Below are 16844 nucleotides of genomic sequence, written 5' to 3' on the forward strand. Positions count from 1 at the left end.
TAGAGGTATGAGATGGACTGTGTGTTTTGCCGTGAAGACGGCGGCGATGTGCTGTGGTCGGACGACGCGTTGCGCGTCGTCCTCGCCGATGAGCCCGACTGGCCGGGTCTGTGCCGTGTGGTCTGGGGCGCGCACGTCGCCGAAATGTCCGATTTGTCGGACGGCGACCGCGCGCGCGTGATGACCGCCGTCAACGGCGTCGAGCGCGCGATGCGCCGCGTGCTCGTGCCCGAGAAGATCAATCTGGCGAGCCTCGGCAATCAGGTGCCGCACGTGCATTGGCACATCATTCCACGCTTTTCCAACGACTCCCGCTTTCCGCTGCCGATCTGGGCGCCGCGCCAGCGCACGGTCTCCGAATCGCAGCTTTCCAAGCGCCGCGCGCAGGCGACGCTCCTGCGCGAACAAGTGCGCAACGAGTTGAACCAGGCGTTCGGCCATCAATAAGACGACATCATGAGCGGACTCACATCAACGACGCCGATTCCCACCGGCGTCGTCGTGCATTCGAAATCCCGCGTGCTCGAACTGCAATACGGCGACACGTCGTATCGCGTGCCGTTCGAGTTACTGCGCGTGTATTCGCCTTCCGCCGAAGTGCAGGGGCACGGGCCGGGGCAGGAAACGCTGCAGACCGGCAAGCGCGAGGTGACGATCATCGGGATCGAACCGGTCGGACATTACGCGCTGCAACTGAATTTTTCGGACGGCCACAATACCGGCATCTACTCGTGGGACATCCTGCACGACCTGGCGACGCGTCAGGACGAGCTGTGGCGCGAGTATCTGGGGAAACTGCAAGCGGCGGGCGTGGACCGCGATACGCCGATGGCGGCCAAACCCTCCGGGGGCGGGCACTGCCATTGAGGCCGCCGAGCAATACGGATGCGGCATAACGCCGCATATCCGGCGCGACAATTGCGCGGACATAGAACGAACAACAGGCGAGGAAAGAGCGCGATGAGCAAGACCCACTTCGGATACGAAACGGTCGAAGAGCAGGACAAGGCGAAGAAGGTGGCGGGCGTGTTCCACTCCGTCGCAAGCAACTACGACTTGATGAACGACCTGATGTCCGGCGGACTGCATCGGATCTGGAAGCATTTCACGATCGGGCAGGCCAAGGTGCGGGCGGGCTACAAGGTGCTGGACATCGCGGGCGGCACGGGCGATCTCGCGATGGCGTTCGCCAAGCAGGCAGGCGAGACGGGCGAGGTCTGGCACACGGACATCAACGAATCGATGCTGCGCGTCGGCCGCGACAGGCTGATCGACAAGGGCGTGCTGACACCCACGCTGCTTTGCGATGCAGAGAAGATCCCGTTCCCGGACAATTATTTCAATGTGGTTACGGTGGCTTTCGGTTTGCGTAATATGACGCATAAAGACCGTGCGCTGGCCGAAATGCAGCGCGTGATCAAGCCGGGCGGTCGCTTGCTCGTGCTGGAATTCTCGAAAGTGTGGGAACCGCTGAAGAAGCCGTACGATATCTACAGTTTCAAGATTTTGCCGTGGCTTGGCGAAAAAGTGGCCAAAGATGCGGAGAGCTACCGGTACCTGGCCGAGTCCATCCGCATGCACCCGGACCAGGAAACACTGAAAACAATGATGGAACAAGCGGGCCTGGATCGAGTCGAATATTACAATTTGTCAGGTGGCGTGGTAGCGTTACACGTCGGGACCAAATTTTAGTGTTCCACTCTCTTAAGGATTCGATATGTTCGATTCGCGCACACCCCAATCCCGGGGTTTCCTGAACCTCTTCTTCAGGAAGGCCGGAATCTTGGCGCTGGCTGGCGTTATTGCGGCTGGCGCGATCTTCGCGGAAACGGCGGAAGCCAAGCGCATGGGCGGCGGCCGCAGCATGGGCCGTCAGTCGGCCACGGCGACGCAGCAGCATCAGGCCACGCCGCCGTCGCAATCGCAATCGATGCAGCAGGGCCAGCAGCCGGGGCAGGCCGCTCAGGCGAACCGCGCGCAGCCCGCGCCGGCCACGCCGCCCGCGGCGCAACCCGCGCGCAACCGCTGGCTCGGGCCGATCGCCGGTTTGGCGGCGGGTCTGGGCATCGCGGCGCTGCTGTCGCACTTCGGGCTGGGTGAAGCGTTCGCCGGCGCGATGGCCAACATGATCATGATCGCGTTGATCGTGCTGGCGGCCGTCATGCTGTTCCGCTTCATCATGCGCAAGCGTCAGGGCAACAACACGCCCGCGTACGCCGGCGCGGGCTCGGCTTCGGGCTCGCCGTACGGCGCGAGCGCGCGCACGAGCCTGAACCAGGACCCGCCGCAAGTGCCGCAGCAGCCGACCGGCTTCGGCGCGAACTACATCGAGTCTCCGGCGACGCAACAGGCCGTGCAGGCGAACGTGCCGGCGGGCTTCGATACCGAAGCGTTCGTGCGTAACGCGAAGGTCTACTTCGTGCGTCTGCAGGACGCGTGGGACCGCGGCAACGTCAACGACATCCGCGAATTCACGACGCCCGAGATGTTCGCCGAAGTGAAGCTCGATGTCGACGCGCGCGGCAGCGCGCCGAATCGCACGGACGTGGTGCAGCTCAACGCCGATGTCCTCGGCGTCGAGGACCGCCCGACCGAATATCTGGCGAGCGTGCGTTTCCACGGCCTCATCCGCGAGTCGGAAGGCGCGGCGGCGGAGCCGTTCGTCGAGGTGTGGAATCTGTCGAAGCAGAAGGCGGGCAACGAAGGCTGGCTGCTGGCAGGAATTCAGCAGGTCAGTTGAGCGTGACGGTGCCGGGGCGCGACGCCTTGGCGCCTTCGCGTGCGAGAGAAGCGCGGCGCAGTACCGGAAAGCCGCGCGAACGTCTCGCACGGATTTAACCCGTAGAATAGAACCCGCGTGAGCTACCGCTCGCGCGGGTTTTTTTATCTCACACTCGATGACGAACGCAGACGAATCCGCCCGTCCCGCAGCAAATCCCGCCTTGAAGACCGCGTCCAGTGGGTTCGCGGCCGCCGTGAATCATCTGCTCGTGCGTGAGCCCTGGGCTCGCGAGCGCGTGAAGCCCTACGCCGGCAAGCGCGTGAAGCTGTCGTGCACGCCGGTTTCGATCGCACTGGTGGTGCAACCGGACGGTCTCTTCGCGGCAACCACCGAGGCGGAGGCCGGCGCGTTCGACGTAACGATCGCCGTGCCGCTCGATGCATTGCCGGCATTTCTGCAAGGCGGCCAGGCGGCGGTGATGAAGCACGTGCGCATCGAAGGCGACGCGGAATTCGCGACGACGCTCGCCAAGCTCGCGGAGCATCTGCGCTGGGATCCGGAAGAGGATCTCGCACGCGTGATCGGCGATGCGCCGGCGCATCGCGCCGGGCTCATCGCGCGGGCGGTGCATGAACAGGCGCAGCGCACCGGACGGAATCTGCTGGACACCTTCACCGAATATTTCCTCGACGAACGCCCGCAGCTCGTCCGCAAGAGCGCGCTCGACGCGTTCAACGCCGAGCTTTCGAAGACGCGCGATGCGCTCGCGCGCGTCGAGAAGCGCATTGAAAGAATCGAACGCCAAAGCGATCAACGACACCCGGCTAGCGGCGCTTCAACGCGAACCGGCGGCGAGTCCGTGCGCGACTCGCGCGAATAACGAGCTGAAGCGAAACTGAACCATGCGTTTTCTGCGTTTCCTCAAGATTTTTTTCACGATCGTCCGCTTCGGGCTCGATGAACTCGTTATGAGCGGCATCGACGATCGTCGTGTGCGCTATCTCATGCGCATCACGACCTTTGGCCGCCGGTTCAACATCGAGCGGGGCATCCGGCTGCGGCTCGCGCTGGAAAGCCTCGGACCCATCTTCGTGAAGTTCGGCCAGGTGCTGTCGACGCGGCGCGACCTGTTGCCCGTCGATATCGCCGACGAGCTCGCGAAGCTTCAGGACCGCGTGCCGCCGTTCGATTCGGCGGTGGCGGTGTCGATCATCGAGAAGTCGCTCGGCGCGCCGATCGACCAATTGTTCGACGATTTCGAGCGCGTGCCGGTGGCGAGCGCGTCGATCGCGCAGGTGCACTTCGCCAAGATCAGGAACGGCGAGCACGCGGGCAAGGCCGTCGCGGTGAAGGTGTTGCGCCCGGGCATGTTGCCCGTGATCGACTCCGATCTCGCGCTCCTGCGCGACATCGCGACATGGGCCGAGCGCCTGTGGGCGGACGGCCGGCGCCTGAAGCCGCGCGAAGTGGTGGCCGAATTCGATAAATATCTGCACGACGAGCTCGACCTGATGCGCGAGGCCGCCAACGGCAGCCAGTTGCGCCGCAACTTCCAGGGGCTCGATCTGCTGCTCGTGCCGGAGATGTACTGGGATCTGTCCGCGCCGACGGTGCTCGTCATGGAGCGCATGGTCGGTGTGCCGATCAGCCAGGTCGATACCCTGCGCGCGGCGGGCGTCGATATTCCGAAGCTGGCGCGCGAAGGCGTCGAGATTTTCTTCACGCAGGTGTTCCGCGACGGCTTCTTCCACGCCGACATGCATCCCGGCAATATTCAGGTGAGCCTCGATCCGGCTACCTTCGGGCGTTATATCGCGCTGGATTTCGGCATCGTCGGGGCGCTGTCGGACTTCGACAAGAACTACCTCGCGCAGAACTTCCTGGCATTCTTCAAGCGCGACTATCATCGCGTCGCCACGCTGCACCTCGAATCCGGCTGGGTGCCGCCGAGCACGCGCGTCGAGGAGCTGGAAAGCTCCATTCGCGCCGTCTGCGAGCCGTATTTCGATCGCGCGCTGAAGGACATTTCGCTCGGTCAGGTGCTGATGCGCCTCTTTTCGACGTCGCGCCGTTTCAACGTCGAGATCCAGCCGCAGCTCGTGCTGCTGCAAAAGACGATGCTCAACGTGGAAGGCCTCGGACGCTCGCTCGATCCCGAGCTCGATCTGTGGAAGACGGCCAAGCCGTATCTCGAGCGCTGGATGAACGAGCAGATCGGCTGGCGCGGCTGGTACGAACGCCTGCAGATGGAAGCGCCGCAGTGGAGCAAGACCATTCCGCAATTGCCGCGGCTGATTCACCATATTCTGGCGGAGCACCACGACGCCCCGAAGAGCGGCAGCGATGAAATCATGCGGATGCTTCTCGCCGAGCAGAAGCGCACGAACCGCCTGCTGGTGACGCTGCTCGTCGCCGGTCTGATCGTGACGGCGGGCGCGGGCGTGGTGATCGCGAAACTGTGGCTCGGCCATCCCTGAAGGCGACGACATGAGCGATCCGACGAATCCAGACGTTCCCAATTTCGAAAATCGCGACCCGAATTCGCCCGGTTTCTGGGACGAGCGCTTCGGCCAGCATTACACGCCGTGGGATCAGGCGGGCGTGCCGGAGATGTTCAAGCGCTTCGTCGCGTCGCGGCAAGCGCAGAACGTTCTGATTCCCGGCTGCGGCAGCGCGTACGAGGCGCTCTATCTCGCGGAACGCGGCTGGCCGGTGCGGGCGATCGATTTCGCGCCGGGCGCCGTCGAGGCTGCGCGCGCGCAACTGGGCGCGCATGCGGGGCTCGTCGAAGAGGCAGATTTTTTCGCTTACGAGCCGCCTTTTTCGCCCGGATGGGTGTACGAGCGCGCCTTTCTCTGCGCGCTGCCTAAGGACCGCTGGCAGGACTACGCCGACCGGATGGCCGCGCTGCTCGAACCGGGCGCGGTGCTGGCAGGCTTCTTTTTCATCGGATCGACGCCGAAAGGGCCGCCGTTCGGCATCGAGCGCGGCGAGCTGGACGCGCTGTTGTCCGCGCGCTTCGAATTGATCGAAGACCGCGAGGTGGCCGACTCGATTCCCGTCTTCGCCGGCCGCGAACGCTGGATGACCTGGCGGCGCGTGTGAGCCGGCAGGCTTGAAATCTGTCGACGGCGCCCTGAAATATTGCCCGGTTAATCTTGTGCCGGCGATCCCGAAAATCACGGGTCAATATTCGTTTGCGGCTATAATTCAAGGCTTTGCAAGCGTCGACAGATAATTGTAGGAAGAGTGCCATGCCGATTTACGCGTACCGCTGCGCAGACTGCGGCCACGAAAAAGACGTGCTTCAGAAACTGAGCGATGCGCCGCTCACGCAATGTCCTGCCTGCGGAAAGGACGCTTTTTCGAAGCAAGTGACCGCCGCCGGCTTCCAGTTGAAAGGCTCCGGCTGGTATGTCACCGATTTCCGTGGCGGCAATACCGGTTCGAACAGCGGCGCGCCGAGCGCGCCAGCGGCGAAAGCGGATGACGCATCCGGCAGTTCGGGCAGCTCGAATTCCAGCGATGGCGCGAGCGCCGCAACGGTGTCGTCGTCCGATACTGCCAAGCCCGCTGCGGATTCCTCCGCTTCGTCGAGCGCCGCCTGAAGCGCAAGACGGCACAGCCGGGCGCCCGGCGCGCCCCGCAGATGATCTCGCCGACCGCGCTCAACCGGGCGCGGCCCGCCTGCCAAGCCGAATCTCCAACGTTTATGGGAGCCGGCGCAGCCTTCGCCCCGTGTAAATGACGACGAAAAAGACTACGCTGAAAACCGTGTTCCTCACCGGCCTGCTCGTGCTGGTGCCGCTCGCCATCACCCTGTGGGTGCTGGGGCTCGTGATCGGAACCATGGACCAGACGTTGCTCCTGCTGCCGCAGTCGTGGCAGCCCGAGCGCGTCGTGGGCTTTCACCTGCCGGGCGTGGGCGCGGTGCTGACGCTCGCGTTCATCTTCATCGTCGGCTTGCTGACGCAGAACTTCGTCGGCCAGAAGCTCGTCGGATGGTGGGACGCGATCCTGCGCCATATTCCGGTGGTCGGTCCGCTCTACACGAGCGTGAAGCAGGTGTCGGACACGCTGCTCTCGTCGAGTGGCAACGCGTTCCGCAAGGCGCTTCTGATCGAATATCCGCGCAAGGGCTCGTACACCATCGGCTTTCTGACGGGCATTCCGGGCGGCGACGTGCTGAATCACCTGGACGAAGACCACGTGAGCGTCTACGTGCCGACGACGCCGAACCCGACGTCCGGCTTCTTCCTGATGATGCCGAAAAGCGAAGTCGTCGAACTGGATATGACCGTCGACGCCGCACTGAAGTACATCGTCTCGATGGGCGTGGTGGCCCCAGCGCCGAGCGCGCCGGCACCGGTCGCGCCAGCCCGCCGCCCCACCGAGCCGCCGATGTAATGCCGGCGCGCGCCGCGAGAGTCAGCCGAGAGAAGAGCATGACCCGGAGCGCGAGCCGTTGATCAACGAACAACGAAAGACACAACATCATGTCGATGCGATCTGAATACTGCGGTCTGGTGACCGAGGCCCGACTGGGCCAAACCGTCTCGCTGTGCGGCTGGGTGCATCGCCGCCGCGATCACGGTGGCGTTATCTTCATTGACCTGCGCGATCGTGAAGGCCTGGTTCAGGTCGTCTGCGACCCGGACCGCGCCGAGATGTTCAAGGTGGCCGAAGGCGTTCGCAACGAGTTCTGCGTGCAGGTCAAAGGCGTCGTGCGCAACCGTCCCGAAGGCACGGTCAACGCGAACCTCACGAGCGGCAAGATCGAAGTGCTGTGCCACGAGCTGACCGTGCTGAACGCGTCCGTCACGCCGCCGTTCCAGCTCGACGACGACAACCTCTCCGAAACCACGCGCCTCACGCACCGCGTGCTCGACCTGCGCCGCCCGCAGATGCAGAAGAATCTGCGCCTGCGCTATCGCGTCGCGATGGAAGTGCGCAAGTATCTCGACGCGCAAGGCTTCATCGACATCGAAACGCCGATGCTGACGAAGAGCACGCCCGAAGGGGCGCGCGATTACCTCGTGCCGTCGCGCGTGAACGCGGGCCAGTTCTTCGCGCTGCCGCAATCGCCGCAGCTCTTCAAGCAGCTGTTGATGGTCGCGAACTTCGACCGTTACTACCAGATCACGAAGTGCTTCCGCGACGAAGACCTGCGCGCCGACCGTCAGCCGGAATTCACGCAGATCGACTGCGAAACCTCGTTCCTGAACGAGCAGGAAATCCGCGATCTGTTCGAAGAGATGATCCGCCACGTCTTCAAGGAGACGATGGACGTCGCGCTGCCCGGGAAATTCCCGGTCATGCTGTACTCGGAAGCGATGCGCCGCTTCGGTTCGGACAAGCCCGACCTGCGCGTGAAGCTCGAATTCGCGGATCTCACCGACGCGGTGAAGGACGTCGACTTCAAGGTGTTCAGCATGCCGGCGAACTCGAAGGATGGCCGCGTTGCGGCGCTGCGCGTGCCGAAGGGCGGCGAGTTGTCGCGCGGCGATATCGACGGCTACACGGAATTCGTGCGCATCTACGGCGCGAAGGGTCTCGCGTGGATCAAGATCAACGACAAGACCAAGGGCCGCGACGGCCTGCAAAGCCCGATCGTGAAGAATCTGCATGACGCGGCGATCGCGGCGATCCTCGAGCGCACGGCGGCGGAAGACGGCGACATCATCTTCTTCGCGGCGGATCGCGCGAAGGTCGTGAACGACAGCCTCGGCGCGCTGCGCCTGAAGATCGGCCATTCGGAATTCGGCAAGGCGAACGGCCTGCTCGAAACCGGCTGGAAGCCGCTGTGGGTCACCGACTTCCCGATGTTCGAGTACGACGAGGAAGAAAACCGCTACGTGGCCGCGCATCACCCGTTCACGAGCCCGAAGGACGAGCACCTCGAATACCTCGAAACCGATCCGGGCCGATGCCTCGCCAAGGCGTATGACATGGTGCTGAACGGCTGGGAAATCGGCGGCGGTTCGGTGCGTATCTTCCAGGAAGACGTGCAGAGCAAGGTGTTCCGCGCGCTGAAGATCGGCGCGGAAGAAGCTCGCCTGAAGTTCGGCTTCCTGCTCGACGCGCTCCAGTACGGCGCGCCGCCGCACGGTGGCATCGCATTCGGTCTGGACCGCATCGTTACGCTGATGTCCGGCGCGGATTCGATTCGCGACACGATCGCGTTCCCGAAGACGCAGCGCGCGCAAGACCTGCTCACGCAGGCGCCGAGCGAAGTGGACGAGCGCCAGTTGCGCGAGTTGCACATCCGCTTGCGTCAGCCGGAACAGAAGACGCATTGAGATTCCAGTTGTCGTTGTAACGAAAAAGGCGCCGAGTGCGCCTTTTTCGTTTTTTGCGTTACAGTCTTTTTCCAGAAGACAGACAATGAAACGTGCGTTCACAACGTCATGCTCAAGCCGCCGAAGATTCCCGAATCAGTCCTGGTCGTCATTCACACGCCGGAGCTCGATGTGCTCATCATCGAACGCGCGGACCACAAGGGCTTCTGGCAGTCGGTGACGGGCTCGAAGGATCACATCGACGAGCCGCTCTGCGAAACCGCCGCGCGCGAAGTGCAGGAAGAGACGGGCATCGTGATCGGCAGCGCGCTCGTGCCGCCGAACGCGCTGCTCGACTGGCATCACAGCATTCAATACGAGATCTATCCGCAGTGGCGGCATCGCTATGCGGAAGGCGTCATGCGCAACACGGAGCATCAGTTCAGCCTGCTCGTGCCGCATTGCCTCGAAGTCACGCTCGCGCCGCGCGAGCACACCGCGCATCTGTGGCTGCCGTTTCGCGAAGCCGCCGACCGATGCTTCTCGTGGTCGAACCGGGAAGCGATCCTGCAATTGCCCGAGCGCCTCGCGGCGCATAACCGATGATCGGTATGCGCCCGCGGCGCAGTTTCAAGCGGCTGCGGCAGGCGCTGTTCTCCGGCCGTCGCCCGCCGCGCCTTTGCTTCACATCCGGCAATGAGGTTCGGCTCTTCAAGAGCGGCGTGCAGTTCTTCCCGGCGTTGATCGAGCGGATCGACAATGCGCACAAGTCGGTGTCGCTCGAAACCTACATCTTCGCCAACGACGACATCGGCCGCGCGGTCTCCGACGCGCTCGTTCGCGCCGCCGAGCGCGGCGTCGAGGTGCGCGTGATCACGGATGGCATCGGCACGCAAAGCAATCTGCCGATGTTCAAGCTCTGGCAGGAACGCGGCGTCGAGCATCGCATCTACAACCCGCATCTTTTGTTCGGACCGCAAGGCTGGTCGCGCACGCATCGCAAGCTTGCGATGATCGACGAGACGTACGCGTTTTGCGGCGGTATCAATATCGTCGACGACTACGATCAGAACGGCACGCGCCTCGAGCGGCCGCGCTGGGATTTCGCGATGGAGGCACAAGGGCCCGTCGTGAAGGACGTGCGCGAAGCGTTCGACCTGCAATGGCAGCGCATCCGCCTCGGCGTGAAGCCGCGTCAGCCGTCGCAGCCGGGCTGCGAACCGCAAGAGAGCGACAGGCTCCCCGGCCGATGGAACGCCCGCCGCGCGATGCTCGCCCGCAGGCGCGCGCGGCTTGGTGAGATTCACGCGGTGGATCGGCCGTGCGTCGCGTTCGTCGCGCGCGACAACCTGCTCAATCGCCGCGCGATCGAAAAGGCGTATCTGCGCGCAATTGCTCACGCCGAGCGTGAAGTGCTGCTCGCGAATCCCTACTTCATGCCGGGGCGCAAGCTGCGGCGCGCGCTCGTCAACGCGGCGGAGCGCGGGGTGCGCGTGTCGCTCGTCATCGGTCGCAAGGAGTTCGTCGCGCTGGATTACGCGACGCCGTTCCTCTACGGCAATCTGCTCAAGCATGGCGTGAGGATCTCGGAGTACGAGAAGACGATGCTCCACGGCAAGGTGGCGGTCGTGGATGCGGACTGGGCGACGATCGGCTCATCGAATCTGGACGCGCTCTCGCTCGTGCTCAATAACGAGGCCAACATGGTGCTCGTGAATCATCCCGAAATTGCCGGGTTGCACGACGCTCTGCTTCAGGCGTTCGACGAAGGCCGCCCAATCGACGAAAAACATTATGCGTCGCGGCCAATTACGGAGCGGGCGCTTAATTGGCTCGCATACAACACATATCGTCTGATGATGAAAATGATCACAATCGGTCAGTACGATTAACATGCCATTCGGCAACTAATGAGTAAAAATATTAGACAGTGAGCAAGCACGAATAAAACCTCCCACCAACTGGGAACTCGGGCAGTCACTTACAGGCAGTCCGTATATAAAACGCGACAATGGGCGCGGACATTGTTGAGATTTATCCTATAGACAAGGTCCTTGCGTTTTAGAAACGCGTTTCTAAAAAATTGCTTGTATCACCAGCGTTCGGCCACAATAATAGAACGGCCGTTCGATTTTACGGGTCACATAAGAACGGTAGGGACATCATGCGAAAAGGCGAACAGACGCGGGCCGCGATTCTCGACGCAGCGCTGGAGTTGGCAAGTCGGGACGGGCTGGAAGGGCTGACGATCGGCCTGCTGGCCGAGCGGATGCAGATGAGCAAAAGCGGTGTGTTTGCGCATTTCGGATCGCGCGAGGACTTGCAGGTGGAAGTGGTGCGCGAGTACCACCGGCGCTTCGAAGATGAAGTGTTCTTTCCGAGCCTGCGCGAAGCACGCGGCTTGCCGCGATTGCGCGCGATGATGAATCGCTGGATGGAGAAGCGCATCCAGGAAGTGACCACGGGTTGTATCTATATCAGCGGAGCGGTCGAGTATGACGACCGTGCCGCGAGCGCGGTGCGCGAGCAGTTGGTGCACAGCGTGAGCATGTGGCGCGAGGCGCTGTTGCGCGCGATCCGCCAGTCGAAGGACGAAGGGCATCTGAAGGCGGAGACGGACCCGCATCTGATGCTTTTCGAGCTGTACAGCTTCACGCTCGGCCTGCATCACGACGCGCGCTTCCTGCATCTGCCGGAAGCGGTGCAACTGACGCGGGACGCGCTGGAGAAGACGATCGTGTCGTATCAGACGTCGAATGCGGGCGCCGCCAACGGGAGCGCCCCTCAACCGGCTCCGAGCGCGACCGCGAATCTGACTTCGCAACATACCGACAGCCGTTAGCGGCGCCGTTCGAATCGCAAGGTGGTTCGGCGGCGCGCAACCAGACGTTTGAAGAAACTGGAGAGACTCATGGGACAGTACGCCGCCCCCCTTCGCGACATGCAGTTCGTGCTGCACGAAGTGCTGAAGGTTGAAGCTGAATTGAAGAGCATGCCGAAGCATGCCGACCTCGACGCCGACACCATCAATCAGGTGCTCGAGGAAGCCGGCAAGTTCTGCTCCGAAGTCGTGTTCCCGCTCAACCAGAGCGGCGACCGCGAAGGCTGCACTTACGAGGGCGACGGTGTCGTGAAGACGCCGGCCGGTTTCAAGGAGGCTTACCGCCAGTACATCGATGCGGGCTGGCCCGCGCTCGGCTGCGATCCCGAGTACGGCGGGCAGGGTTTGCCCGCGTTCGTGAACAACGCCGTCTACGAAATGCTCAACTCGGCGAATCAGGCCTGGACGATGTATCCGGGCCTGTCACACGGCGCCTACGAATGCCTGCACGCGCACGGCACGCCGGAGCAGAAATCCACGTATCTGCCGAAGCTCGTCTCGGGCGAGTGGACCGGCACGATGTGCCTCACGGAACCGCATTGCGGAACGGACCTCGGCATTTTGCGCACGAAGGCCGAACCGAACCCCGACGGCTCCTACGCGCTGACCGGCACGAAGATCTTCATTTCGAGCGGCGAGCACGACATGGCGGAGAACATCATCCACCTGGTGCTCGCGCGTCTGCCGGGCGCGCCGATCGGAACGAAAGGCATTTCGCTCTTCATCGTGCCGAAGTTCGTGCCCGGCGCAAGCGGCGCAATCGGCGCGCGCAACGACATCAAGTGCGGTTCGATCGAGCACAAGATGGGCATCCACGGCAATGCGACCTGCGTGATGAATCTCGATGGCGCGAAGGGCTGGCTCGTCGGTGAAGCGAACAAGGGCTTGAACGCCATGTTCGTGATGATGAACGCGGCGCGTCTGGGCGTTGGCATGCAGGGTCTCGGCCTCACGGAAGCCGCGTATCAGAACTCGCTCGTGTATGCGAAAGAGCGTTTGCAGATGCGCTCGCTTACCGGTCCGAAAGCGCCGGAGAAGCCCGCCGATCCGATCATCGTGCATCCGGACGTGCGCCGCATGCTGCTCACGCAGAAGGCGTATGCCGAAGCGGGCCGCGCGTTCACGTACTGGGCCGCTTTGAATATCGACAAGGAGTTGTCGCACGCGGATGAAGCCGTGCGCGCCGAGGCCGCCGATTTCGTCGCGCTGCTCACGCCGGTTATCAAGGCCTTCCTGACGGACAACGCGTTCGAAGGCACCAACATGGGGATGCAGATCTACGGCGGCCACGGCTTCATCTCCGAATGGGGCATGGAGCAGTACGTCCGCGATGCGCGCATCAACATGATCTACGAGGGCACGAACTCCATTCAGGCGCTCGATCTGCTGGGCCGCAAGATCATCGGCGACATGGGCGCAAAGCTGAAGCGCTTCGGCAAGCTCGTGACGGATTTCGTCGAGGAAGAGGGCGTGAAGCCGGAGATGCAGGAGTTCATCAACCCGCTCGCGGATATCGGCGAGAAGGTGCAGAAGCTCACGATGGAGATTGGCATGAAGGCCATGCAGAATCCCGATGAGGTCGGCGCTGCGGCCGTGCCTTATTTGCGGACTGTCGGGCATCTCGTGTTTTCTTATTTCTGGGCGCGGATGGCGCGGGTTGCCCTGGATAACGCCGCTTCGGGCGATGCCTTCTACAAGGCCAAGCTCGGCACCGCCCGCTTCTATTTCGCCAAGCTTCTGCCGGAGACCGCTTCGACTATTCGGGCCGCTCGCGCCGGTGCCAAGCCAATGATGGATTTCGACGAAGCGTTGTTCTAAGGATTGCTTTTGGGGCTTCGCTTTCGCCGGATCCCGGTTTCGTGCCGGTCTATTAGCGTCGCCCCTATGCGGGGCGGCAGTCACTTTCTTTGCTGCTGCAAAGAAAGTAACCAAAGAAACAGCTTGTCCCATCCAAAGTGCTTCAAGCCGGCCCCGGCACAGAACTTCGCACGTGGTCCGGCAATAGCGAGTGCCCTCACAAAACTCACCGGGCTTGGATCGCGCACGGTCTGACTAGCTAGCAATTTAAGGGCGCTGGTTCAGCACCAAATAGCTCCGGCACAGCGCTACGCGCTGCCGTTGGGTATGCAAAGGAAACCAACGAACCGCAGATGCAGTGAGGTGGCGGCGTCGGCAAGGAAGCACACGCAGACCGGATCAACCGGTCGGCCGCGAAGCGGGCCGGAGCTATTTCGCGCCTTACCAGTCAGTTGAGCGGCGCGATGTGGCAGACCGTGCGCGATCCAAGCCCGGTTAGGCTTGTGAGGGCACTCGCTATTGCCGGACCACGAGACTTCTTCTGTGCCGGGGCCGGCATGAAGTACTTTGGATGGGGATAGCTGTTTCTTTGGTTACTTTCTTTGCAGCAGCAAAGAAAGTGACTGCCGCCCCGCATAGGGGCAGAGCAAACAGACCGACGCGAACACAGGATTCCATAGAAGCCCAAGCAAACAAACCAAACCCGAACCACAGCAACAAACGGAGGCTTAACCCGTGAGCACCCTGAAAATCCGCAAAGTCGCCGTGCTCGGCGCAGGCGTGATGGGCGCGCAGATCGCCGCGCACCTGATCAACGCCCGCGTGCCCGTCCTGCTCTTCGACCTTCCCGCGAAGGAAGGCCCGAAGAACGGCATTGCGCTGAAGGCCATCGAGAATCTGAAGAAGCTGTCGCCCGCACCGTTCGGCGTCAAGGACGACGCGCAATACATCGAGCCCGCGAACTACGAAGACGACATCGAGCAACTGAAAGATTGCGATCTCGTGATCGAGGCCATCGCCGAGCGCATGGACTGGAAGCACGATCTCTACAAGAAGGTGTCGCCGCATATCGCGCCGCATGCGATCTTCGCGAGCAACACATCGGGTCTGTCGATCACGGTACTGTCGAACGGCTTTTCCGATGAACTCAAATCGCGCTTCTGCGGCGTGCACTTCTTCAATCCGCCGCGCTACATGCATCTGGTGGAGCTGATTCCGACCGCAGCGACGAAGCCCGAAATTCTCGATCAACTCGAGACCTTCCTGACGAGCGTGATCGGCAAGGGCGTCGTGCGCGCGAAGGACACGCCGAACTTCATCGCGAACCGCGTGGGCATATTCTCGATTCTCGCGGTGATCGCGGAAGCGGAGAAATTCGGCCTGCGCTTCGACGAAGTCGACGATCTCACCGGCTCGCGCCTCGGCCGCGCGAAGTCCGCGACCTTCCGCACGGCAGATGTCGTCGGTCTCGACACGATGGCCCACGTCATCAAGACGATGCAGGACAACCTGTCCGACGATCCGTTTTTCTCCGTCTACAAGACGCCGCCGGTGCTCGAAGCGCTGGTGAAGAGCGGCGCGCTGGGCCAGAAGACAGGCGCCGGTTTTTATCGCAAGGAAGGCCGTGCGATCAAGGTCCTCGATGCGAAGACCGCGCAGTACGTCGATGGCGGCGCGAAGGCCGACGAGCTCATCGGCCGCATTCTGAAGCGCCCGCCCGCCGAGCGCTTCAAGCTCTTGCGCGAAACGGACAACAAGCAGGCGCAGTTCCTCTGGGCCATTTTCCGCGACGTGTTCCACTACATCGCGGTGCATCTCGAATCGATCGCGGACAACGCGCGCGATGTCGATCTCGCCATCCGCTGGGGCTTCGGCTGGAATCAGGGGCCGTTCGAAAGCTGGCAGGCCGCGGGCTGGCAGCAGGTCGCGACGTGGGTGCAGGAAGATATCGATGCAGGCAAGGCGCTCTCGAACGCGCCGCTGCCCGCGTGGGTGTTCGACGGTCCCGTCGCCGAGAAAGGCGTGCACACGAACGAAGGCTCGTGGTCGCCGAAGTCGAAGCGCTTCGAGCCGCGTTCGACACTTCCGGTGTACGAGAAGCAGGTGTTCCGCGCGCCGCTCGTCGGTGAGACGGGCGCCGATCCGAAAACCTACGGCAAGACGCTCTTCGAAACCGAGAACGTGCGCGCCTGGCTCGACGCCGAGCAGAGCGATGTCGTGATCGTCTCGTTCAAGACGAAGATGAACACCATCGGCCCGGGCGTGATCGACGGCCTCACGCAAGCCATCGAACTCGCCGAGAAAGAATATCGCGGTGTCGTGATCTGGCAGCCCACTTCGCTGCAGCTCGGCGCGCCGGGCGGCCCGTTCTCGGCGGGCGCGAACCTCGAAGAAGCAATGCCCGCGTTCATGATGGGCGGCGCGAAAGGTATAGAGCCGTTCGTGAAGAAATTCCAGCAGGGCATGATGCGCGTGAAGTACGCGAACGTGCCGGTGGTGTCGGCGGTGTCGGGCATTGCACTCGGCGGCGGCTGCGAACTGCTGTTGCATTCGGCAAAGCGCGTCGCGCATGTCGAGAGTTATATCGGTCTCGTCGAAGTGGGCGTCGGGCTCGTGCCGGCGGGCGGCGGTCTGAAGGAAGCGGCGTTGCGCGCGGCGGAAGCGGCAGGTGCGGTGAACGCGACCAGCGATCTGCTCAAGTTCCTGCAAAAGCCCTTCGAAAACGCGGCGATGGCGAAGGTCTCGTCGTCCGCGTTCGATGCCCGCGCGATGGGCTATCTGAAGCCTTCAGACACGATCGTCTTCAACGTACACGAACTGCTCGACATCGCGAAGCAGGAAGTGCGCGCGTTGAGCGCATCGGGTTATCGGCCGCCGTTGCGCGTGAAGCAGATGCCGGTCGCGGGGCGCTCGGCGATCTCGACGATCAAGGCGTCGCTCGTGAACATGCGCGACGGGCGCTTCATCAGCGATCACGATTTCCTGATCGCGAGCCGCATCGCGGAAGCGGTGTGCGGCGGCGATGTCGAAGCGGGCAGTCTCGTCGACGAGGAATGGTTGCTGGCGCTCGAGCGCCGCGCGTTCGTCGAACTGCTCGGCACGCAGAAAACGCAGGAACGGATCATGGGCATGCTGCAAACGGGCAAACCGGTGCGCAACTGAGGGA

General features: G+C 62.8%; 15 protein-coding genes. All 15 read left to right on the forward strand.

Annotated elements, in window-relative coordinates:
- The first annotated feature begins 12 nt into the window (after positions 1–12).
- The 15 genes from AC1Z32_RS15150 (at position 13) to AC1Z32_RS15220 (ending at position 16840) form a co-directional block, all read left to right on the forward strand.
- Complete coding sequence (locus tag AC1Z32_RS15150) at positions 13–447, forward strand: HIT family protein (RefSeq protein ID WP_062606360.1); 435 nt, start codon at positions 13–15, stop codon at positions 445–447.
- 9 nt (positions 448–456) lie between these two features.
- The gene (locus AC1Z32_RS15155; protein ID WP_483479415.1) at positions 457–867 is read left to right on the forward strand and encodes a gamma-butyrobetaine hydroxylase family protein; all 411 of its coding nucleotides are present in this window, start codon (positions 457–459) and stop codon (positions 865–867) included.
- A 93-nt stretch (positions 868–960) separates the two neighbouring features.
- Positions 961–1692: a bifunctional demethylmenaquinone methyltransferase/2-methoxy-6-polyprenyl-1,4-benzoquinol methylase UbiE gene (gene ubiE, locus AC1Z32_RS15160; RefSeq protein WP_483479416.1), complete on the forward strand. Its 732-nt coding sequence runs from the start codon at positions 961–963 to the stop codon at positions 1690–1692.
- 25 nt (positions 1693–1717) lie between these two features.
- On the forward strand, positions 1718–2740 hold the full coding sequence (locus AC1Z32_RS15165; RefSeq protein WP_483479417.1) for a Tim44 domain-containing protein: 1023 nt from the start codon (positions 1718–1720) through the stop codon (positions 2738–2740).
- 157 nt (positions 2741–2897) lie between these two features.
- Positions 2898–3602, forward strand: coding sequence for a ubiquinone biosynthesis accessory factor UbiJ (locus AC1Z32_RS15170; protein ID WP_483479418.1), 705 nt, complete (start codon positions 2898–2900; stop codon positions 3600–3602).
- A gap of 22 nt (positions 3603–3624) precedes the next feature.
- On the forward strand, positions 3625–5199 hold the full coding sequence (gene ubiB / locus AC1Z32_RS15175; RefSeq protein WP_483479419.1) for a ubiquinone biosynthesis regulatory protein kinase UbiB: 1575 nt from the start codon (positions 3625–3627) through the stop codon (positions 5197–5199).
- 10 nt (positions 5200–5209) lie between these two features.
- Positions 5210–5827: a class I SAM-dependent methyltransferase gene (locus AC1Z32_RS15180; RefSeq protein ID WP_483479420.1), complete on the forward strand. Its 618-nt coding sequence runs from the start codon at positions 5210–5212 to the stop codon at positions 5825–5827.
- A 149-nt stretch (positions 5828–5976) separates the two neighbouring features.
- A complete protein-coding gene (locus AC1Z32_RS15185; protein ID WP_483479421.1) occupies positions 5977–6330 on the forward strand; it encodes an FmdB family zinc ribbon protein in 354 nt (117 codons plus the stop codon).
- Positions 6331–6466: 136 nt separating this feature from the next.
- Positions 6467–7129 (forward strand): DUF502 domain-containing protein, encoded by a 663-nt coding sequence (locus AC1Z32_RS15190; protein WP_483479422.1) that lies wholly within the window; start codon positions 6467–6469, stop codon positions 7127–7129.
- Positions 7130–7218: 89 nt separating this feature from the next.
- Complete coding sequence (gene aspS, locus AC1Z32_RS15195) at positions 7219–9021, forward strand: aspartate--tRNA ligase (RefSeq protein ID WP_483479423.1); 1803 nt, start codon at positions 7219–7221, stop codon at positions 9019–9021.
- A 108-nt stretch (positions 9022–9129) separates the two neighbouring features.
- Positions 9130–9606 (forward strand): dihydroneopterin triphosphate diphosphatase, encoded by a 477-nt coding sequence (gene nudB / locus AC1Z32_RS15200; RefSeq protein ID WP_483479424.1) that lies wholly within the window; start codon positions 9130–9132, stop codon positions 9604–9606.
- On the forward strand, positions 9606–10892 hold the full coding sequence (locus AC1Z32_RS15205; protein WP_483481639.1) for a phospholipase D-like domain-containing protein: 1287 nt from the start codon (positions 9606–9608) through the stop codon (positions 10890–10892). Before nudB ends, AC1Z32_RS15205 begins: the two co-directional genes overlap by 1 nt.
- A gap of 272 nt (positions 10893–11164) precedes the next feature.
- Complete coding sequence (locus AC1Z32_RS15210; RefSeq protein ID WP_483479425.1) at positions 11165–11842, forward strand: TetR/AcrR family transcriptional regulator; 678 nt, start codon at positions 11165–11167, stop codon at positions 11840–11842.
- 69 nt (positions 11843–11911) lie between these two features.
- Positions 11912–13699, forward strand: coding sequence for an acyl-CoA dehydrogenase C-terminal domain-containing protein (locus AC1Z32_RS15215; RefSeq protein ID WP_483479426.1), 1788 nt, complete (start codon positions 11912–11914; stop codon positions 13697–13699).
- Between the two features lie 714 nt (positions 13700–14413).
- Positions 14414–16840: a 3-hydroxyacyl-CoA dehydrogenase/enoyl-CoA hydratase family protein gene (locus AC1Z32_RS15220; protein WP_483479427.1), complete on the forward strand. Its 2427-nt coding sequence runs from the start codon at positions 14414–14416 to the stop codon at positions 16838–16840.
- Positions 16841–16844 lie beyond the last annotated feature (4 nt).

This window comes from Caballeronia sp. 11_S32 (genome assembly GCF_056930355.1).

Bases quoted from the DNA above. Each gene is read 5' to 3' on its own strand.
- AC1Z32_RS15215 (WP_483479426.1), top strand. From the start codon at position 11,912: ATGGGACAGTACGCCGCCCCCCTTCGCGACATGCAGTTCGTGCTGCAC.
- nudB (WP_483479424.1), top strand. From the start codon at position 9,130: ATGCTCAAGCCGCCGAAGATTCCCGAATCAGTCCTGGTCGTCATTCAC.
- AC1Z32_RS15165 (WP_483479417.1), top strand. From the start codon at position 1,718: ATGTTCGATTCGCGCACACCCCAATCCCGGGGTTTCCTGAACCTCTTC.
- AC1Z32_RS15170 (WP_483479418.1), top strand. From the start codon at position 2,898: ATGACGAACGCAGACGAATCCGCCCGTCCCGCAGCAAATCCCGCCTTG.
- AC1Z32_RS15150 (WP_062606360.1), top strand. From the start codon at position 13: ATGGACTGTGTGTTTTGCCGTGAAGACGGCGGCGATGTGCTGTGGTCG.
- AC1Z32_RS15180 (WP_483479420.1), top strand. From the start codon at position 5,210: ATGAGCGATCCGACGAATCCAGACGTTCCCAATTTCGAAAATCGCGAC.
- ubiB (WP_483479419.1), top strand. From the start codon at position 3,625: ATGCGTTTTCTGCGTTTCCTCAAGATTTTTTTCACGATCGTCCGCTTC.
- AC1Z32_RS15210 (WP_483479425.1), top strand. From the start codon at position 11,165: ATGCGAAAAGGCGAACAGACGCGGGCCGCGATTCTCGACGCAGCGCTG.
- AC1Z32_RS15185 (WP_483479421.1), top strand. From the start codon at position 5,977: ATGCCGATTTACGCGTACCGCTGCGCAGACTGCGGCCACGAAAAAGAC.
- ubiE (WP_483479416.1), top strand. From the start codon at position 961: ATGAGCAAGACCCACTTCGGATACGAAACGGTCGAAGAGCAGGACAAG.
- aspS (WP_483479423.1), top strand. From the start codon at position 7,219: ATGTCGATGCGATCTGAATACTGCGGTCTGGTGACCGAGGCCCGACTG.
- AC1Z32_RS15155 (WP_483479415.1), top strand. From the start codon at position 457: ATGAGCGGACTCACATCAACGACGCCGATTCCCACCGGCGTCGTCGTG.
- AC1Z32_RS15190 (WP_483479422.1), top strand. From the start codon at position 6,467: ATGACGACGAAAAAGACTACGCTGAAAACCGTGTTCCTCACCGGCCTG.